We start from the raw sequence: 19,053 nt of genomic DNA on the forward strand, positions 1-19,053 counted from the left end.
GAAAGCGCGCCGCCGATGCATGTCGTCTTTCGCGAAAGCCATGGGCTCGAGGAAACGGAAACCCCGACCGACCTGGGCCAGAGCCCGGCGGATCTGGTGGTTCTGTCCTTTTCCGACAGCGACCTTGGCGCCTTTGCGGCGGGCTGGCATCGCGGCGGCGGCCCCGAGGGGCGGATGCCCACGCTGCGGCTGGCCAACCTTGCGGCGCTGAAACACCCGCTGTCGGTCGATACCTATGTGGAACAGACGCTGAGCGGGGCCCGGGGCATCCTGATCCGGCTGATCGGCGGGGTGCCCTATTGGCCCTATGGCTTGCAGCAGGTGCAGGCGCTGGCCGCGCAAAACGGGCTGGCGGTTGCGGTGTTGCCCGCCGATGGCCGCCCCGACCCGCGGCTTGACGATTTCTCGACGCTGCCGCGCTCGACCCTGCGGCGGCTGCAACATCTCTGCGACACCGGCGGAACCGTCGCGGCACAGGCGGCCCTGGCCCAGTTCGCGCTGGCGGCAGGGCTGTATGCCGGCCCGGTGCTGGGCTCCAAGACCCTGCCACAGGTGGGCGCGTGGACCCCGGAACAGGGCGTGACCTGCCCGGCCACGATATTCGGCGACCGGGCGCGTCCACGCATCCTGATCACCTTTTACCGCGCCTATCTCGCGGCGGCGGATCTGGCCCCGATCGAGGCGCTGTTCACCGCGTTCCGCGCGCGGGGGTTCGAGGTTGGCGCGCTGTTCGTTCCCTCTCTCAAGGCCCCCGAAGCGGCCGGTTGGCTGGCGCGGCAGGTCGAGTCCCTCGCGCCCGCTGCCATCGTCAACGCCACCGCCTTTTCCGGCAAGGGCGAGGGCGGCGTGTCGCCGCTGGACAATGCCGGGGTGCCGGTTTTTCAGGTGGCGCTCGCAACCTCGTCACAGGCCGCCTGGACCCAGGCCGAGCGCGGCCTTTCGCCTGCCGACCTTGCCATGCACGTGGTTCTGCCCGAGGTCGACGGGCGCATCCTTGCCGGCGTCGCCAGCTTCAAGGAGCCGGACAGGCGCGACGAGGCACTGCAATTCGCCCGCAATACCCACCATCCGATGCCCGCGCGGATCAACGCGATAGCCGACCGGGTCGCCGGATGGGTGCGGCTGGCGCGGAAACCGGATGCGGACAAGGTGCCGGTCCTGGTGCTGTCGACCTATCCCGGCAAGGATTGGCAGATGGCCCATGCGGTGGGGCTGGATGCGCTGGCTTCGGCACAGGCGATCCTGGACGATCTGCGAGAACAGGGCTTTGATACCACACCGGGCGAGGCGCTTGATACGGCGCTTGCCACCGCCCGGATCGACTGGCCGCTTGACGCCTACAAATCCGCCCTCGCGCGCCTGCCTGACGCGCTGCGCGACGATCTGGCCGCGACCTGGGGACCGCCCGAAAACGACCCGGCCTGTTTTGACGGTTCCATGCGCTTTGTCGCCCTGCGGCGCGGCAAGGCGATCATCGCCCTGCAACCGGAACGCGGCCAACCGGAAAGCCGCGATGACGAATATCACGACCTGTCGCGCACGCCCCGGCATGGGTATGTCGCTTTCTACCTCTGGCTGCGCCTTGCGCTCGGTGCCGATGCGCTGGTCCATATCGGCGCCCATGGCACTCTGGAATGGCTGCCTGGCAAGGCGGTTGCCCTGTCGGATGACTGCTGGCCCGAGGCGCTGATCGGCGAACTGCCGGTGATCTACCCGTTCATCGTCAACGACCCCGGCGAGGCGGCACAGGCCAAACGGCGTATCGGCGCGGTGACATTGGGCCACGTGCCGCCGCCCCTGCGCCGCAGCGAAACACCCGACCGGATGATACGGCTGGAAACCCTGCTGGACGAGTTTTCGAACGCCGACGGGCTGGATCCGCGCCGCCGCGACCGGTTGCAGGCCGATATCCGGGCCGAGGCACAGGCCATCGGGATCGAGGACGATCTGGGTCTTGATCGCGCCAGCAGCACCGCCGAAGCGATCACCCGGATCGACCGCTTTGTCTGTGACATCAAGGAGAGCCAGTTCGGCGACGGGCTGCATGTCTTTGGCCGCGCGCCGCAGGTTGCCAGCCCGTTTGACCCGCAGATGACCGCCGAGGCCGAACGCGCGGGCCTGATCGATGCGCTGCACGGGCGGCGGATCAAGGCCGGTCCCTCGGGTTCCCCCTATCGCGGGCGGACCGACGTGCTGCCCACCGGGCGCAACCTGTATACCACCGATCCCCGCTCGGTCCCGACCCGCAGCGCCCATGCGCAGGGTGTCAAGCTGGCCGAAGAGCTGGTGCGCCGCCATTTGCAGGACGAAGGCGATTACCCCAGGGGGCTGATCGTCGATCTCTGGGGGTCGGCCACCATGCGCACGGCGGGCGAGGAATTTTCCATGGCGCTGCACCTCTTGGGGGTCAGGCCTGTCTGGGATACCGGCAGCGAGCGGGTTTCGGGGATCGAGATTCTGCCCATCACCGAGCTGGAGCGCCCCCGGCTGGATGTCACGCTGCGGGTGTCCGGCCTGTTTCGCGACGTGTTCCCGACGCTTTCCGCGCTGTTCGGGCAGGCCGTGCGCGCCCTCGCCGACCGGGACGAGGCCGCGGACTGGAATCCCTATGCGGGCCACGCCCCGGCCGCGCGGGTCTATGGCCCCGCACCCGGCAGCTATGGGCTGGGCATGGGCGATCTGCCGGAAACCTATACCGCCGAGGCCCGTGCGCAAGCGGGCGAAGCGTGGCTGGGAGCGAGCAGCTTTGCGCTCGAAGGCGATCATGTTGCCCGCGACCCGGATGGTATCCGCGACCGGGTGGCGCGGGCCGATGCCTATGTGCATTTGCAGGATCTGTCCGAGACCGACCTGCTGCTGGCCAATGACTATGCCACCCACGAAGCCGGGTTTGCCGCTGCCAAGGCGCAGACCGGCGGCGGGGCGGCGCTTTACCATCTGGACAACACCAACCCGGCGACACCCCGCGCCCGCTCCCTGCCCGAAGAGATCGCCCGCGTGGTACAGGCCCGCGCCGCCAATCCCGGCTGGATCAGGGGGATGCAACGGCACGGGTTCCGAGGGGCCGCGGAAATTGCCGCAACGCTCGAACATATGGCCGCCTTTGCCCATCTTGCCGATGCCGTGGGGTCGCACCTGTTCGACCTTTACCACGACGCAACGCTGGGGGATGCGGCGGTCGACCGTTTCATCGCCGAGGCCAATCCCGAAGCACATCGCGCCATGCAGGACCGGTTCCGCGCCCTGCACGACGCCGGCCTGTGGACAACCCGGCGCAATTCCATCCGCGCCGCCATCGGGGACGGCACATGAGCGCGCAGGTCAGGGGCTGGTGCCCCGGCGCCTATCGCCCGATGATGTCGGGCGACGGGCTGGTTGTACGGGTGCGGCCACGGCTCGCGCGGCTGGAACGCGAACAGATCCTCGGCCTGTGCGCCGCCGCCGCGCGATACGGCAATGGCATGATCGACCTGACCAACCGTGCCAACCTGCAACTGCGCGGCGTGCAAGCGACCGATCATGACGCCCTGCTCGCGGATTTGGCGGCGCTTGACCTGCTGGATGCGGACCCGGCGATCGAAACCCGGCGCAATATCCTCGTGACGCCGTTTTACGAATGCGGCGACCTGACGGCCCGGCTGGCGCGGGACCTGAGCGACCGGCTGCCAGACTTGCCCTTGCTGCCGGCCAAGTTCGGATTTGCCATCGATACCGGACCCGCCCGTATGCTGGCGCACGGTTCTGCCGATATCCGGCTTGAGCGGAGCGCAACCGGGCTGCTGCTGCGCGCGGACGGGGCGGATACCGGGCGGACGGTAACCGAGGGTGACGCCATTGAACAGGCGATTGCGCTGGCCCGCTGGTTCGCCGAGACCCGTGCGCCGCAGACCCGGCGCATGGCGCGATTGACCGCCGATCACCCGCTGCCCGGGCGGTGGCGCGGCACGGCCCCCGTCGCCTGTGCCCCGGCTTGCCAACCCGGCCCGCATGATGCCGGAACGCTTTATGGCGTGCCCTTCGGACAGCTTGACGCCGATGCCCTGACCACGCTGATCCGGCAGACCGGGGCCAGCGCCCTGCGCGTCACCCCCTGGCGGATGTTCCTGCTGGAAGGCGCGGACGCGGGCCTCTCCCGTGCCTTTGTGACCCGGTCCGGTGATCCGCTCCTGTCTGCCGATGCCTGCCCCGGAGCCCCCTATTGCCCGCAGGCCGAGGTGCAGACCCGCGAAATCGCCCGGGCGCTCGCGCCCCGGACCCGCGGCAGCCTGCATGTCTCGGGCTGCGCCAAGGGATGTGCCCGCCGCAACCCGGCGGATGTGACGCTTGTGGGCCGCGCCGGGCGATTTGATCTTGTAAAACATGGCTGCACGGGGGATGAGCCTGCGATGCGTGACCTGACACCCGATGACCTGCTGACCCTGACGGACCTGACCTGATGCCCTACGAATACGAAACCGATGGCGCGGCGATCTATGCGCAATCCTTTGCCACCATTCGCGCCGAGGCCGATCTGGCCCGGTTTGACGCAGACGAAGAACAGGTCGCGGTGCGCATGATCCACGCCGCCGGAATGGTCGGGCTGGAAGAATTCGTCCAGTTTTCCGACGGTTTCGTCGCCGCCGCCCGCGCCGCGCTGGACAATGGCGCGCCGCTGCTTTGCGATGCCCGCATGGTCAGCGAGGGCATCACGGTTGCGCGCCTGCCCGCCGATAACGAAATCATCTGCACCCTGCATGACCCGCGCGTGCGGGCGCTGGCGGCTGGCATGGGCAATACCCGTTCGGCCGCCGCGCTGGAACTGTGGCGCCCCCGCCTTGCGGGGGCCGTGGTTGCAATCGGCAACGCGCCGACCGCGCTGTTTCACCTGTTGAACATGCTGGAAGACCCCGACTGCCCGCGCCCGGCCGCGATCATCGGCTGCCCCGTGGGGTTCGTCGGCGCGGTCGAGAGCAAGGACGCCCTGTGGCAGGCACAGCCGGTGCCCTGCTGCATCGTCAAGGGCCGGTTGGGCGGTTCCGCGATCACTGTCGCCGCGGTCAACGCCATCGCGAGCCGCGCCGAATGAGCGGCGGCACAATCTACGGCGTCGGGCTGGGCCCCGGCGATCCCGACCTGATGAGCGTGCGCGCCGACCGGCTGCTGCGCAGCGCCCGCCACGTGGCCTATTTCCGCAAGGCCGGACATGTGGGCCGGGCGCGGGCCACGGTTGACGGCCTGCTGCCGGAAAACGCCGTGGAATTCCCGATGGAATATCCCGTGACCACGGAAATCCCGCTGAGCGATCCGCGCTATAACCAGATGCTGTCGGAATTCTATGCCGGTTGCACCGAACATCTGCGCGCGCTGGCGCGGGCGGGCGAGGATGTCGTCGTGCTGTGCGAGGGGGATCCGTTTTTCTACGGCTCTTTCATGCATCTCTACAGCCGCCTGCACGGCAAGGTTCCGGTGAATGTCGTGCCCGCGGTGACCGGCATGTCCGGCGCATGGACGGCGACGGGAACCCCGATCACCTGGGGCGACGATGTTCTGACCGTGCTGATGGGCACCCTGCCCGAGGACGCTCTGGTGCGGCACATGACCGATACCGACGCGCTGGTGGTGATGAAGATCGGGCGCAATTTCGACAAGGTGTGCCGCGCGCTGACCCGTACCGGCCTTGCAGACCGGGCCTGGCTGGTGGAACACGCCGCCATGCCCAACCAGAGCGTGACCCCGCTGCGCGATGTCACAAGCGTCGCCGCCCCCTATTTCTCGATCATCCTTGTGCATGGGCAGGGGCGCAGACCATGAGCGGCTGGGTCCGTATCGCCGGTCTGGGCCCGGGCAAGGACGCGCTTGTCACGCCCGAAGTGACCGAGGCGCTGGCGCAGGCCACCGATGTGATCGGCTATATCCCCTATGTCGCCCGCATCGCACCGCGCGACGGGCTGACCCTGCACGCCAGCGACAACCGCGTGGAACTGGACCGCTCGCGCCATGCGCTGGAGTTGGCGGCACAGGGGCGGCGGGTCGTGGTCGTATCATCCGGCGATCCCGGCGTCTTTGCCATGGCGGCGGCGGTGTTCGAGGCCCTCGAGGCCGGACCGGCAAGCTGGCGCGCGCTCGACATATCGGTCCTGCCCGGCATCACCGCCATGCTGGCCGCCGCCGCCCGTGCCGGTGCGCCGCTGGGCCATGATTTCTGCGCCATCAACCTGAGCGACAATCTCAAACCCTGGAGCCTGATCGACAAGCGCTTGCGCCTCGCGGCAGAGGGCGATTTTGCCATGGCGTTCTACAATCCCCGCTCGAAATCCCGGCCCGAAGGCTTTGAAAAGGCGCTGCGCCTGTTGCGTGACACATGCGGGCCCGAGCGGTTGATCCTGTTCGCTCGGGCGGTGTCGACACCCGACGAGCACCTGAACGTCACGACCCTTGGCGACGCGACCCCGGACATGGCCGATATGCGAACCGTGGTGATTGTCGGCTCATCCCGCACGCGCGTCGTAGACAACAGCAGGTCCACCATCGTCTACACCCCAAGGTTCACCCCCGAATGAGCGAGCCAGCCCAAAACCTGTGCCGGCGTCTGCGCCTCGGGGCGTGCGGGAATGGCTGGGCGGTCGATCATCAACACCGGCACCCCCAATTGCCGCGCCGCATCGATCTTGGAACGCGCGCCGGTGCCACCGGCATTCTTGGACACCACCCATTCGATCTGGTGGTGCCGCAACACCTCAATATCCGATTCCACGCTGAACGGGCCACGGTCAATCACCACGCTGGCCCCCGGCAGGGGAAGCGCAACGGGCCGGTCGACCAACCGCAGCAGGTAGCGATGCTGCGGTTGCGCCGCAAAGGCCGCCAGATGCATGCGCCCAACCGCCAGGAACACCCGTCTGGGCGGCCCGGCGAGCGCCGCGACAGCGGCATCCATGTCGGGCACCCGCGTCCAATGATCCCCCGGCCCGGCACTCCACGGCGCGCGGGTCAGCGCGATCAGCGACACGCCGGTTGCCGCACAGGCCATGACCGCATTGGTGCTCATCTGCGCGGCAAAGGGGTGCGTGGCATCGATCACGTGGCTGATGGCCTGTGCGCGCAGGTACCGCGCCAGCCCCGCGACCCCGCCAAAGCCGCCAACCCGCACCGGGACCGGCTGTTCGCGCGGGCGATCCACCCGTCCGGCATAGGAAAACACCGCCGGCATCCCGGCCTCGGCCACTTTGCGGGCCAGCGCGCTGGCCTCGGTGGTGCCGCCCAGGATCAGGAGTTTGGCTGGCATGGCTGAGGCTCCGTGGTTGACCATTGTCGGATTGGGCGAAGATGGACCGGCGGGGCTGTCGCCTGCAAGCCGGGAAGCGCTGGATCAGGCGGAAATCGTCATGGGCCCGCCCCGGCATCTTGGCCTGCTGCCCTCGCTGAACGCCGAACGGCTGGAATGGCCGGTTCCTTTCGCCGATGGCATCGACCGGTTGCTCGGCCTGCGTGGGCGGCGGGTGGTTGTGCTTGCCTCGGGCGATCCGTTCTGGTTCGGGGCCGGAGCGGTCATCGCGCGCCATCTGCCGGCGGAAGAATGGCGTGCCCTGCCCGGCCTGTCGGTCTTTGCGCTCGCCGCAGCCCGGCTGGGCTGGCCGCTGGAACAGACGGTGACGCTGGGCCTGCATGCCGCACCGCTGACTCGGGTCCGCCCGCATCTGGCCCCGGGACAACGCGCCATCGTGTTGCTGCGCGACGGGGCCGCGGTTGCGGATTTGGCCGCGCTGATTACGGAGCTGGGCTTTGACGACAGCATCATGCATGTGTGCGAAGCATTGGGTGGCCCGCGCGAGAGGTGCCGCAGCAGCCGCGCCGCGACGCTGGGTCTTGACGACATCCGCCACCCGGTCTGTGTCGGGATCGAGGTTGCCGGAGCCGGCGCGCCCCTGCCCCTGACCGCCGGCAAGCCGGACCGGGTTTTCGAAACCGACGGGCAGATCACCAAGAGCCCCATGCGCGCATTGACGCTTGCCGCGCTTGCCCCGCGCCCCGGCGAACATCTCTGGGACATTGGCGGCGGCAGCGGATCCGTCGCGATCGAATGGCTTCTGACCCATCCCAGCCTGCGCGCCACCAGCATCGAGCCCCGCGCCGACCGGGCCGCGCGCATCGAGCGCAACGCCCGACAATTGGGGGTGGATCATCTGCGGGTGGTCACGGGCGCGGCACCCGACGCAATTTGCGACCTGCCCCTGCCGAATGCGGTCTTTGTCGGCGGTGGCCTGTCGGGTGACATGCTGGCCTGGCTTGTCGGCAACCTGCTCCCGGGAACGCGGCTGGTGGCCAATGCGGTGACGCTCGAGAGCGAGACCCTGCTGGCAGAGGCACAGGCCGCGCATGGCGGAGACCTGTTGCGGATCAACCTTGCGCAGGCGCAGCCGCTAGGACGCAAACGCGGCTGGAAATCCGCCTATCCGGTGGTGCAATGGAGCGTTACCCTATGATCGTTGCCGGGTTCGGATTTCGTGCAGCCGCCAGCCAAGCCAGCCTGCAATCGGCGTTTGACCGCGCTGCAGATGGGCGCGCCGTTGCCGCGGTCGCGGCCCCCGAGGACAAGGCGGATGCCGGCTGTCTGACGGAATGGACGGGGGCGCAGGGCCTGCCGGTGCAGCCGGTTTCGCCCGCCGCAATGCGTGCCGTTTCGACCGCCACCCACTCCGCGCAGAGCCTGGCGCGACGCGGCACCGGCAGCGTCGCCGAGGCGGTTGCCCTCGCCGCCGCCGGGCCGGGCGCGCGGCTTCTGGAACCTCGCCATGTCTCGCAGGACCGTCTGGCCACCTGCGCCATTGCAATCGGAAAGACCACATGACCGTACATTTCATCGGTGCCGGACCGGGTGCCGCCGACCTCCTGACCCTGCGCGGGCGCGATATCATCGCCGCCTGTCCTGTGTGCCTCTATGCCGGATCGCTGGTGCCGGAAGAGATCCTCGCGCATTGCCCACCCGGCGCGCGGGTGGTCAATACCGCCTCGATGGACCTCGATGCCATCATCGCCGAGTGCCGGGCCGCCACGGATGCGGGACAGGATGTTGCGCGGCTGCATTCCGGTGATCTGTCGGTCTGGTCGGCGATGGGTGAACAGATGCGCCGCCTGCGCAGCGAGGGCATCGCCGTGAGCGTGACACCGGGTGTGCCGTCCTTTGCCGCCGCCGCCGCGTCGCTGGGCACCGAACTGACGCTGCCGGGGCTGGCGCAATCGGTGGTGCTGACCCGCACGCCGGGGCGGGCATCGTCGATGCCGACCGGTGAAACGCTGGCGAACTTCGCCGCAACTGGCGCGACGCTGGCGATCCACCTGTCGATCGGCAATCTTGATCACGTGATCGCGGAACTGACTCCCGGCTATGGCGCGGCGTGCCCGGTGGCGGTGGTCTATCGGGCAAGCTGGCCTGACGAGCGGATCATCCGTGCGACATTGGGCACGTTGAAGGACGCGATGGATGACGGTATCTCGCGCACGGCGCTGATCCTCGTGGGGCCGGCGCTGGCGGCGGAAGGGTTCACCGAAAGCTGTCTCTATTCCAAGGATTACGATCGCCGCTACCGGCCGCAAAGCGCCGACAGCCCGTGGTCGAGCTGGAGCCATGGCGATGACTAACCCCCCCGGCCTGCTGATTTCCGCGCCCTCTTCGGGCACTGGCAAGACCACCGTGATGCTGGGCCTGTTGCGGGCGCTGGCCGAGGACGGTCTGGCGGTGCAACCGTTCAAGAGCGGACCGGACTACATCGATCCGGCCTTTCACCGCGCGGCGGCCGGGCGGGCCTCGTTCAACATGGACAGCTGGGCCATGCATGACGGGCTGCTGGACGCGGTGGCGACGCAGGCGGCAGGTGCGGATATCGTGATTGCCGAAGGCTCGATGGGGCTGTTTGACGGGGTGGCAAAGCCGGGTGAGACCGGGCATGGCACCAGCGCCGAAACCGCCCTGCGCATGGGCTGGCCGGTTGTTCTTGTACTGGATGTGGGTGGACAGGCGCAATCGGCCGCGGCCACGGCGCTCGGGTTTCGGCGTTACAACCCCGATCTGCCCTTTGCCGGCGTGATCCTGAACCGGGTCGCCAGCCCCCGGCACGAGCGCCTGACCCGGCTGGGGATGGAGCGGGCCGGCTTGCCGGTGCTGGGGGTGTTGCCCCGGCGCGGGGATCTCATGCTGCCGGAACGGCATCTGGGGTTGATCCAGGCGGTCGAACATCCCGACCTTGAAAGTGCGATTGCAGGATATGCCGCGTTCCTGCGCGACCATGTGGACCTTGCCGCACTCCGGGCGGCGGCCTCCTCGGGCCCCGATGGGCCCTCGTCGGCCGCGCTGCCGCGACCGCCCGCGCAACGGATCGCCCTGGCGCAGGACGCGGCATTCTCTTTCACCTACCCGCATTTGCTGGCCGGGTGGCGTGCCGCCGGGGCCGAGATCCTTCCGTTTTCCCCGCTGGAGGACCAACCGCCCGCACCGGATGCCGACCTGGTCTGGCTGCCCGGCGGCTATCCCGAACTCCATGCCGGGCGGATCGCCGCAGCGAGCCGGTTCCTGACCGGGCTGCGGCACCATGCGCAAACCCGCCCGGTGCACGGGGAATGCGGCGGCTACATGGCGCTTGGCGAGGCGCTGATCGACAAGGAGGGTAAGCGGCACCGGATGGCCGGGCTGCTCGGGCTGGTCACGTCTTATGAGAAGCGCAAATTCCACCTTGGCTATCGCAAGGCGACGCTGGCCACGGCGATGCCCGGCTTTGCAGCCGGTTCCGCGCTGCGCGGGCACGAGTTCCATTATTCCACCATTCTCGAGCAGCCGGACAGGCCGCTTGCGGATGTCACCGATGCCGAGGGGGCCACGGTTCCCGAGACCGGTTCGATACGGGGCAATGTCACCGGCACGTTCTTTCACCTGATCGCGGAGGCCGTGGCATGAGCGGGTTTGTTTCCTTTGTCGGGTCCGGGCCCGGAGACCCGGAATTGATGACGCTGAAGGCCGTGGACCGGATGAAACATGCCGATGCCATCCTGTTTGACGACCTGTCCTCGGGCCCGATCCTGTCGCATGCGGGGGCCGGGGCCGATCTCGTCGGGGTTGGCAAGCGCGCCGGGCGCCCCTCGCCCAAGCAGGACCATGTCAGCCGCCTGTTGGTTGACTATGCCAAGGGCGGTGCGCGGGTGGTGCGCCTGAAATCCGGGGATGGCGGCATGTTCGGACGGCTCGAAGAAGAGCTTGTCGCACTGCGCGACGCGGGGATTGCCTATGAGATCATTCCCGGCATCCCTTCGGCCTGCGCGGCGGCGGCGGCGGCGGGCATACCGCTGACCCGCCGTCTGACGGCACGGCGGGTGCAATTCGTGACCGGTCATGATGTTGCCGGCGAATTGCCCGAGGATCTGAACATGGCCGCACTCGCGGATGATCAGGCCACAACCGTGGTGTTCATGGGCAAGCGCACCTTTCCAAGGCTGGCGGAGATGCTGATCGCACACGGGCTGGCGGCAGACACCCCCGCGCTGCTGGCCGAAGCCGTGGGCACAGCCGAACAGGCGCTGCACCGCACCACCATCTCGGCCCTGGCAGAACGGTTGGGCGGGGAACGCGGCTCGGCACCGGCGCTGATCCTGTACGGGCCGCTGGCAGAGGGCTGATTGCCGGTTTTGGACTTGACGCAAGACGGTGCTGTCACCCATGAAAGGGAACACGGTGCCCGTGCCCGCAAGGCCCGGGATAATAGGGAACAGGGTGAAATGCCCGGACTGCCCCCGCAACTGTAATCGGGGAGCATGTGCGAAGCTAACCACTGGCATATCGCCGGGAAGGTTCAGCGCATGCGCCGATCCGAAAGTCAGGAAACCTGCCGTGGAGAAACCGGCCGCGCTGGCGGCCACGCAATCCGCCGGGGTTGGCGGTAAGGAGACAGAACATGCATATCGAACCCGGAATCGTACATGGCGCCAAGATGGTCCTGGCCTATAGCACCGCGGCAGCCGCCGCTGGCTATTCGCTGAAACTCATCGCGGACGAGTTGAAAACCCGCTCTTTGCCGTCCCTTGTGGCGCGCAGCGTGATTGCCACGCTGGCGGTTTTCATATTTTTCGAAGTCCTGCCGCATTTCCCCGTCGGGGTTTCCGAGGTGCACTTTATCCTGGGCACGACCTTGCTGCTGATCCTGGGGATCGCCCCCGCCGCCGTCGGCCTTGCCGCCGGGCTGGCGATACAGGGCCTGTTCTTTGCGCCCAGTGACATGCCGATGTATTTCGTCAACATCACCACGCTGCTGGTGCCGCTCTTTGCAATCGGGGCCATGGCGCGCCGGGCCGTGCCGCAGGACGTGGCCTATGTCGACCTGAAATACATGGATGTGTTCAAGCTGTCGGCGGCCTATCAGGGTGGCGTTGTTGCCTGGGTGGCGTTCTGGGCCTTTTATGGCCAGGGCGTCGGGGCCGAGAGCTTTGCGTCGGTGGCCAGCTTTGGGATCGCCTACATGATGGTCGTGCTGATCGAACCGCTGATCGACCTTGCCGTGCTCGCCGGGGCCAAGTCGATCAAGGGCTTGCGGGACTCCGCGTTGGTCACGGATCGCCTGCACAACCCCGCATAGGAACCCACGACATAAAGAGAGGGGGGCCTCGTCCGGTTGCGCGACGGGGCCTTTTGTTTGCCATGCAAGACTTGTTGCTGATCGGAATCGGCTCGGGAAACCCGGACCACCTGACCCGCCAGGGGGCCGAGGCGATCCGCTGCGCCGACCTGATCCTGATCCCGCGCAAGGGGGCCGGGAAATCGGACCTTGCCGGGCTGCGCGAAACCATCATCGCCAACGTGACGGAGCAACCGCCGCGCATCGCTTATTTCGACATCCCGCAACGCCGCGCCGATGACGGGTATCTGCGCGGGGTGGATGCATGGCATGACGCGATCGCGGCGCGATGGCAGGCGGCGATCGATACCTGCCCCGAGGCACGGGTCGTTGCCCTGTTGGTCTGGGGCGATCCGTCGCTTTATGACAGTTCGCTGCGCATTGCCGCGCGCCTTGATCCGCGCCCCCGCACCCGGGTCATTCCGGGCATCACGGCCTTGCAGGCACTGACCGCCGCCCATGCCATTCCGGCCAACGAACTTGGCGCGCCGTTCGTGGTGACGACGGGCCGGCAATTGCGCGACAATGGCTGGCCGCAAGGCACCGACACTGCGATGGTCATGCTTGACGGGGAATGTTCGTTTCACAGCCTCGATGCCACCCAATACGATATCTGGTGGGGGGCCTATGTGGGCATGGACCAGGAGCTTTTGCTCAGCGGACCGTTGGACAAGGTCGCCGGTCAGATCCAGACCACGCGCGAGCAGGCACGCGCCGAACATGGCTGGATCATGGATATCTACCTGCTGCGCCGGCGACGCTAGCGCGCCACCGCAAGCAATCCGGGCAGGTCCAGATGCGCCTCGATATGGTCGGCCAGCGCATCCAGCGTGGTCTCGACGCCCGCGTCATACCGAATGCCGGAACTGCGTGCGCCAAGGCCGGACAGGAATGCCGCGCGAAAGCCGTCATGGCGAAAGAGCCCGTGCAGATAGCTCCCCATCACCCGCCCGGTGCCATTGATCGCGCCCTCGTCAACGCCGTCGATACGCGCAAATGGCCGGGCGCAATCGGGGCCACCGGTCTGGCCGATATGGATCTCATAGCCATCAAACATCTGCCCCGTAGCCAGGTGCTCGGCCTGGACCCGCGTCAGGCGTTTTTCGGGTTCCATCACGGTAGCCACGTCCAACAGGCCCAGCCCCGGCGTTTCACCTGCCGGTCCCTCGATCCCCTGCGGATCGCGCACGATCTGTCCAAGCATCTGGTAGCCACCGCAAATGCCCAGCACATGACCACCACGCCGCACATGGGCCGCAAGATCGATGTCCCAGCCCTGTGCCCGCAGAAAGCCAAGATCGCCACGGGTCGATTTGCTGCCCGGCAGGATCACCAGATCCGCATCACCGGGGATCGGCTCGCCCGCGCGCAACATCGTCAGCGTCAGGCCGGGCTCCTGCGCCAGCGGGTCGAGATCGTCGAAATTGGCAATCCGCGACAGGCACAGACAGACCACGTGAAACGCACCCGTATGCGGGGCCGACGCAATGTCGAGCGCGTCTTCGGCAGGCAATTTCCAGGCGTCGTCAAACCACGGCAAGACGCCAAACCCCTGCCATCCGGTCTGCGCCCGGATCAGATCATAGCCATCGTCAAAGAGGCGCGGATCACCGCGAAACTTGTTGATCAGGAACCCGGCAACCGTTGCCCTGTCCTGATCTGACAGAACCGCGCGGGTACCGACCATCTGGGCGATCACCCCGCCCCGGTCGATATCCCCGGCGAGCACGACCGGCACACCGGCGGCCACCGCAAAGCCCATATTGGCAATGTCCCCTTTGCGCAGATTGACCTCGGCGGGGCTGCCTGCACCCTCGACGATCACCAGGTCATGCGCCGCCCCGAGGCGGTTGAAACTCTCGAGCACCGCCTGCAGCAGCGCCGGTTTGAGCTCCGCGTATTCCCGCGCCCGCGCGGTGGTGCGATACTGCCCCTGAACCACCACCTGGGCACCCATGTCGGTTTCGGGCTTAAGTAGCACCGGGTTCATGTCGGTATGCGGCTCAAGCCCGCAGGCCAGTGCCTGCATCGCCTGTGCGCGCCCGATTTCGCCACCGTCTGCGGTGACGGCGGCATTGTTGGACATGTTCTGCGGCTTGAACGGCGCGACCGACAGCCCCCGCCGCCGCGCCGCCCGGCACAACCCCGCCACCAACATGGATTTCCCCACATTCGAACCGGTTCCCTGGATCATCAAAGCCGGCACGACCGGTCAGAACTCCACGCCGGCCTGCGCCTTGATGCCATCGCGGAACGGGTGTTTCACAAGGGTCATCTCGGTCACCAGGTCCGCCGCCTCGATCAATTCAGGCTTGGCATTCCGGCCGGTCAGCACCACGTGGGTCATCGCGGGTTTCTCGGTCAGCAGGAAATCGACCACCTCGTCAATGTCCAGATAATCATAGCGCAGCGCGATGTTGATCTCGTCCAGCAGAACAAAGCGGATATCCGGGTCGCGGATCAGCTCTTTTGCCCTGGCCCATCCGGCCTGGGCGGCGGCAATGTCACGCTCGCGGTCCTGGGTCTCCCAGGTAAATCCTTCGCCCGAAATCACAAAGGTACATTCATCGGCGAACCGTTCGCGCAGGAAATCCGCCTCGCCGGTTTTCCAGTTGCCCTTGATGAACTGCACCACGGCGCAGGGCATGCCATGGGCGATGCACCGCATCACCATGCCAAAGCCTGACGAGGACTTGCCCTTGCCCGGTCCGGTATGCACGATCACCAGCCCTTTCCTGTCTGTCTTGGTCGCCATCATCCGGTCGCGCGCGGCCTTGATCTTGCGCATCTTTTCGCGGTGGCGGGCGTTCTCGTCTTGCATGGCTCTGTCCTGTGCGTGGCGGCGAAGTGCTGTTGATCCTGTCTATACCAGCGCCCCGGGGAACGCGATGGTCCCTATGCGGAATTTTTCCGCGACCGGCCCCTGCATAACGTGGTTTGCAATTGCCATATTCCATTGAAAATCTTAGACTTTGCCCCATACGGATTGACCTGACCGGGAGAGGATTTCATGCTGCCTGAAACCATGAAGACGGTAGAGATGCGCGAACCCGGCAAACCCGAGGTGCTGATCGCGGGAGAACGCGCCGTGCCGACCCCGCGCGATGGCGAGGTTCTGGTCCGCGTCACCGCCGCCGGGGTCAATGGCCCAGACCTCGTGCAGCGGCGCGGGCATTATCCGCCGCCCAAGGGGGCCTCCGACCTGCTCGGCCTCGAAGTGTCCGGGGAAATCTGTGCCAAGGGGTCCGCGGTGACAGGCTGGGCAATCGGCGACCGGGTCTGCGCCCTGACCAATGGCGGCGGGTATGCGGAATATGTCGCCGTCGATGCCGGGCATTGCCTGCCGCTTCCCGAGGCGGTCAGCGAACAGGATGCCGCCGGTCTGTGCGAGACCTATTTCACCGTATGGAGCAACCTGTTCCATCGTCAGCCGGATCCGCAAGGCAAGCTGTTGCTGGTACATGGCGGCGCGGGGGGCATCGGGTCAACCGCGATCCAGCTGGGCAAGGCACTGGGCATGCGGGTCTTTACCACCTGTGCCAATTCCGATGATTGCACCTATGTGCAAGGTCTTGGAGCCGAGAGGGCCATCAATTTTCATAACGAGGATTTTGTCGACGTGGTGCGCGATGCAGGCGGTGCGAACCTTGTTCTTGACATCATCGGCGGCGACTATGTCGCCCGCAACGTCAAGGCCGCCAGCCCGGATGCCCGCATCGTGCAACTGGCGTTCAACGCCGGGTCCAAGGTCGAAATCAACCTCATGCCGATCATGCTCAAGCGGCTGGTCTATACCGGGTCGACCCTGCGCTCGCGCCCCGAGAGCTTCAAGACCGAGATCGCCGGCGACCTGCGCGACAAGGTCTGGCCAATGTTCGCTACCGGGCAGCTTTCGGCGCAGACCCATCGTGTCTTTGGGTTCGACGCGGCGGCAGAGGCCCATGACATGATGGAAAAGGCCGCGCATCGGGGCAAGATTCTGCTCTCGCCCACCGGTTGACCGCCCGGGAGGTCACGCAACCATCCCCATAAATGGCGAGGTTCACTCGCCCTCTGGCTGTGCTATCGACAATGGGCAGCCATCTGAGGGGAGCGCGCCGATGAAGAACCTGACAAGGTCGGGTCTATTGCTGATGCTCGTAACCGCTTCGCCCATTGCCTCGGCCGAGGACTGGTCGGGGTTCTATGCCGGGGCGCAGATTGGCAAGATCGACACCGAGATGACCTATTTCGGCAGAACCATGACCGAGGATTCCGGCACATATGGATTGATTGCCGGGTATAACCACGTCTTCGGCCCCGGCGTGCTGCTGGGTGCGGAGCTGAATATCGACAAGCTGAACTACTCGGAAATGCCGTTTGAACACGACCTGATGGCCCGGCGGGTCAAGGCCAAGCTGGGCTATGACCTGGGGTCGGTACTGGTTTACGGCACCTATGGCTATTCCGAGATCGGCGACGGCACCGGCAACAACGAAGACGGAACCGCAGTCAGCCTGGGCCTTGACTACAGCGTGAATGACTCGCTGACGGTCGGCGCCGAGTGGTTGCGCGATTCCTACGAGTTCAAGGGGCTCGACATGGAGATTTCGGCCCTGCGCGTTCGGGTCGCCTTTCAGTTCTGAACCGCGCGCCGATCAATCGCCGCCCCACGTGCCAACGGTGAATTTCCGATCCGCATCGATGTCCACAGGCATCGCGCCCGATGCATCCGAGGAAACCATAGCGCTGCGTCCTGCCCGTTCGGCAAGACGCTTGCAGATACCGCCCAGCGACAGGCCGTCAAGATACCCCTCGCGCGCATAGAAACAGGTGCCATCCCGGATCTGCGCTCCGACCTCGAGGCTCGCCTGATCGGCAAAGGTGACATTGGCCACCCGCATCATGCACTCCGCGAGGATGTCCTGGCCGGGGGGATCGCCGGGCAACAGTACCTCCTGCGGGCTGCGCGCTTCGATGTTGATATTGTGATAGCGCCCCATGCTGCGCATGCAATCGGGGTCAAGTATGGTGATGCTGTCATTCCAGCCAAACGCCGCCGTCCTTGGGCGCTCCCCAAGCGGCACGCTGTTGTCCAGAAACTCGAAATGGATTTTCTGGTTGGTTTTCTTGACCCAGTTGAAGAACAGCTGGGGCATGCCGATATTCGCCTCGATATTGAAATGCAACATGTCGTCAAGCGCCTTGTACCGTCCGGTCTTGAGCCCGCGCTGCCAGGCCCGTTCGACCGTATCCTGGGGCGGCGTGATCATGAAGAACAGGTAAACCGTGTCGGCAAAGCGGCTGAGCAGGGTACCGCCGGGTTTCTGGTAGGGTGCCGGCATGAAGCTGTCGAAACGGAACCGGTCAACCAGCACATGCGGCATTTCGGAATTGGCCGCCTTGGCCTCCATGTAGCCATCGATCTTGCGGTCTATGATCTCGAGCTCTTGCGCGGTGAAGGACGAGGCATAGCGAAAATCTGCCCCGAGGCTATCGTAATCAAGCAGGAACTTGCGGCAATAATCCGGGCTGATCTTGGCGAAATCCTCCCACGGAACGTTCAACCGCCCTGCCAGCTCGCGCTGGAGCGGGCGCAGGGTGCTCTTGCCCGCGCCGGGGCCGCCCTTGACACTCATGAAGAGCGGCGCGGACTGGAACGGCAGGGTGCGATACCCTTCGCGGCGCACGGCCTCTTTGATCAGGGGCTGAATCTGCTGGCCGATCCGGTGGGTGCCATAGCTGTTCGAGACCCAGTTGGTCGCCCATTTCAACACCAGATCGCGCTCGGCGAACAACCGCCCCCGCTGGCCGACGATCCCGCCGACAATCGCAAGCAGCCCCCCGAGACAGGCGCGTTCAAAGGCGTCGCCGGGGCGGTCCACCTCGTCTTTCCATTGCACCAGCGCCAGGATTTCCGGCGCTTCGGGGGCCTCGCCGGGCTTGGGCTTTTGCAGGCCAAGCCGCGCCAGCAACCCCTCGGCCCTGCCCTGATCTGCCGGGCCGCGCGCATAGACATCCTGTTCGAGCCGCGCCGCAAGGCGTTGGGAGATCCGTTCGCGCAAGCGGTCGAATTCAAGCTCGAGCGATGCCATCCTGGGTTCGATGTACCCCTCCAGAATGGTCTGCGCCATCGCGCGCAGATGCTCGCCCAGTTCCGGGTATTCCGGCCCGTCCGGGATATTGATATCGGCCATCAGCCGGATCAGCAATTCATGCCGAACCAACCGCCGCGCGGTAAAGGCGTTCATTTCCATGGGCTTGCGTCCGCAGAATTCCGAGGCCTCCTTGGCCTCGGAATAGGATACGGTAGAAGCCTCGGGGCGGTAGAGCGTGACCATCGGCATCAGCTGCGCCGGAATTTCCGAGTTCAGCCCCGGATTCCATGCGTGGAACTCTTTGCTCGTGTCCGTCATGACCGTTCCTCCGGTTTGGTGTG

At 66.3% G+C, this 19,053-nt stretch carries 18 protein-coding genes and 1 riboswitch; of the genes, 14 read left to right on the forward strand and 4 right to left on the reverse strand.

Annotated features, from left to right (window positions below; all coding sequences use genetic code 11):
• Positions 1-15: 15 nt before the first annotated feature.
• From cobN to cobJ, 5 genes are read left to right on the forward strand one after another with little or no spacing between them, the layout of a single operon-like run.
• A complete protein-coding gene (gene cobN, locus ACP15R_RS05380) occupies positions 16-3,312 on the forward strand; it encodes a cobaltochelatase subunit CobN (RefSeq protein ID WP_424985362.1) in 3,297 nt (1,098 codons plus the stop codon).
• Positions 3,309-4,436: a precorrin-3B synthase gene (cobG, locus tag ACP15R_RS05385; RefSeq protein ID WP_424985363.1), complete on the forward strand. Its 1,128-nt coding sequence runs from the start codon at positions 3,309-3,311 to the stop codon at positions 4,434-4,436. Before cobN ends, cobG begins: the two co-directional genes overlap by 4 nt.
• Positions 4,436-5,065 (forward strand): precorrin-8X methylmutase, encoded by a 630-nt coding sequence (locus ACP15R_RS05390; RefSeq protein ID WP_424985364.1) that lies wholly within the window; start codon positions 4,436-4,438, stop codon positions 5,063-5,065. Before cobG ends, ACP15R_RS05390 begins: the two co-directional genes overlap by 1 nt.
• A complete protein-coding gene (locus tag ACP15R_RS05395; RefSeq protein WP_424985365.1) occupies positions 5,062-5,790 on the forward strand; it encodes a precorrin-2 C(20)-methyltransferase in 729 nt (242 codons plus the stop codon). The genes ACP15R_RS05390 and ACP15R_RS05395 overlap by 4 nt, the downstream gene beginning before the upstream one ends.
• The gene (cobJ, locus tag ACP15R_RS05400) at positions 5,787-6,539 is read left to right on the forward strand and encodes a precorrin-3B C(17)-methyltransferase (protein ID WP_424985366.1); all 753 of its coding nucleotides are present in this window, start codon (positions 5,787-5,789) and stop codon (positions 6,537-6,539) included. Before ACP15R_RS05395 ends, cobJ begins: the two co-directional genes overlap by 4 nt.
• On the opposite strand, the gene ACP15R_RS05405 is transcribed toward cobJ, so the two are convergent.
• Positions 6,512-7,264 (reverse strand): cobalt-precorrin-6A reductase, encoded by a 753-nt coding sequence (locus ACP15R_RS05405; protein WP_424985367.1) that lies wholly within the window; start codon positions 7,262-7,264, stop codon positions 6,512-6,514. The genes cobJ and ACP15R_RS05405 overlap by 28 nt on opposite strands.
• Between ACP15R_RS05405 and cbiE the strand changes: the two genes are divergently transcribed.
• From cbiE to cobF, 7 genes are all read left to right on the forward strand, one after another.
• Positions 7,263-8,462, forward strand: a complete 1,200-nt coding sequence (cbiE, locus tag ACP15R_RS05410; RefSeq protein WP_424985368.1) for a precorrin-6y C5,15-methyltransferase (decarboxylating) subunit CbiE — start codon at positions 7,263-7,265, stop codon at positions 8,460-8,462. The two genes, ACP15R_RS05405 and cbiE, sit on opposite strands and share 2 nt — an antisense overlap.
• Positions 8,444-8,827, forward strand: coding sequence for a cobalamin biosynthesis protein (locus ACP15R_RS05415; protein WP_424985369.1), 384 nt, complete (start codon positions 8,444-8,446; stop codon positions 8,825-8,827). The genes cbiE and ACP15R_RS05415 overlap by 19 nt, the downstream gene beginning before the upstream one ends.
• Positions 8,824-9,618, forward strand: a complete 795-nt coding sequence (cobM, locus tag ACP15R_RS05420) for a precorrin-4 C(11)-methyltransferase (protein ID WP_424985370.1) — start codon at positions 8,824-8,826, stop codon at positions 9,616-9,618. Before ACP15R_RS05415 ends, cobM begins: the two co-directional genes overlap by 4 nt.
• Positions 9,611-10,927, forward strand: coding sequence for a cobyrinate a,c-diamide synthase (locus ACP15R_RS05425; protein WP_424985371.1), 1,317 nt, complete (start codon positions 9,611-9,613; stop codon positions 10,925-10,927). Before cobM ends, ACP15R_RS05425 begins: the two co-directional genes overlap by 8 nt.
• Positions 10,924-11,643 (forward strand): uroporphyrinogen-III C-methyltransferase, encoded by a 720-nt coding sequence (gene cobA, locus ACP15R_RS05430; protein ID WP_424985372.1) that lies wholly within the window; start codon positions 10,924-10,926, stop codon positions 11,641-11,643. The genes ACP15R_RS05425 and cobA overlap by 4 nt, the downstream gene beginning before the upstream one ends.
• Before the next feature lie 36 nt (positions 11,644-11,679).
• A riboswitch (cobalamin riboswitch) is annotated at positions 11,680-11,871 on the forward strand.
• A 47-nt stretch (positions 11,872-11,918) separates the two neighbouring features.
• The gene (locus ACP15R_RS05435) at positions 11,919-12,596 is read left to right on the forward strand and encodes an energy-coupling factor ABC transporter permease (protein WP_424985373.1); all 678 of its coding nucleotides are present in this window, start codon (positions 11,919-11,921) and stop codon (positions 12,594-12,596) included.
• A gap of 62 nt (positions 12,597-12,658) precedes the next feature.
• The gene (cobF, locus tag ACP15R_RS05440; protein ID WP_424985374.1) at positions 12,659-13,399 is read left to right on the forward strand and encodes a precorrin-6A synthase (deacetylating); all 741 of its coding nucleotides are present in this window, start codon (positions 12,659-12,661) and stop codon (positions 13,397-13,399) included.
• Here cobF and ACP15R_RS05445 read toward each other — a convergent pair.
• Entirely contained in the window at positions 13,396-14,829 is a 1,434-nt protein-coding gene (locus ACP15R_RS05445; protein ID WP_424985375.1) for a cobyric acid synthase, read from the reverse strand. The two genes, cobF and ACP15R_RS05445, sit on opposite strands and share 4 nt — an antisense overlap.
• Before the next feature lie 18 nt (positions 14,830-14,847).
• Positions 14,848-15,456, reverse strand: coding sequence for a cob(I)yrinic acid a,c-diamide adenosyltransferase (gene cobO / locus ACP15R_RS05450; RefSeq protein WP_424985376.1), 609 nt, complete (start codon positions 15,454-15,456; stop codon positions 14,848-14,850).
• A gap of 189 nt (positions 15,457-15,645) precedes the next feature.
• Between cobO and ACP15R_RS05455 the strand changes: the two genes are divergently transcribed.
• Both ACP15R_RS05455 and ACP15R_RS05460 read left to right on the forward strand, forming a co-directional pair.
• On the forward strand, positions 15,646-16,635 hold the full coding sequence (locus tag ACP15R_RS05455; RefSeq protein WP_424985377.1) for an NAD(P)H-quinone oxidoreductase: 990 nt from the start codon (positions 15,646-15,648) through the stop codon (positions 16,633-16,635).
• Between the two features lie 100 nt (positions 16,636-16,735).
• Positions 16,736-17,260, forward strand: a complete 525-nt coding sequence (locus tag ACP15R_RS05460; RefSeq protein ID WP_424985378.1) for a porin family protein — start codon at positions 16,736-16,738, stop codon at positions 17,258-17,260.
• 12 nt (positions 17,261-17,272) lie between these two features.
• Here the strand turns inward: ACP15R_RS05460 and ACP15R_RS05465 are convergent, their stop codons facing one another.
• Complete coding sequence (locus tag ACP15R_RS05465) at positions 17,273-19,030, reverse strand: hypothetical protein (protein ID WP_424985379.1); 1,758 nt, start codon at positions 19,028-19,030, stop codon at positions 17,273-17,275.
• Between the last annotated feature and the right edge of the window lie 23 nt (positions 19,031-19,053).

This window comes from Microbulbifer sp. S227A (genome assembly GCF_049800935.1).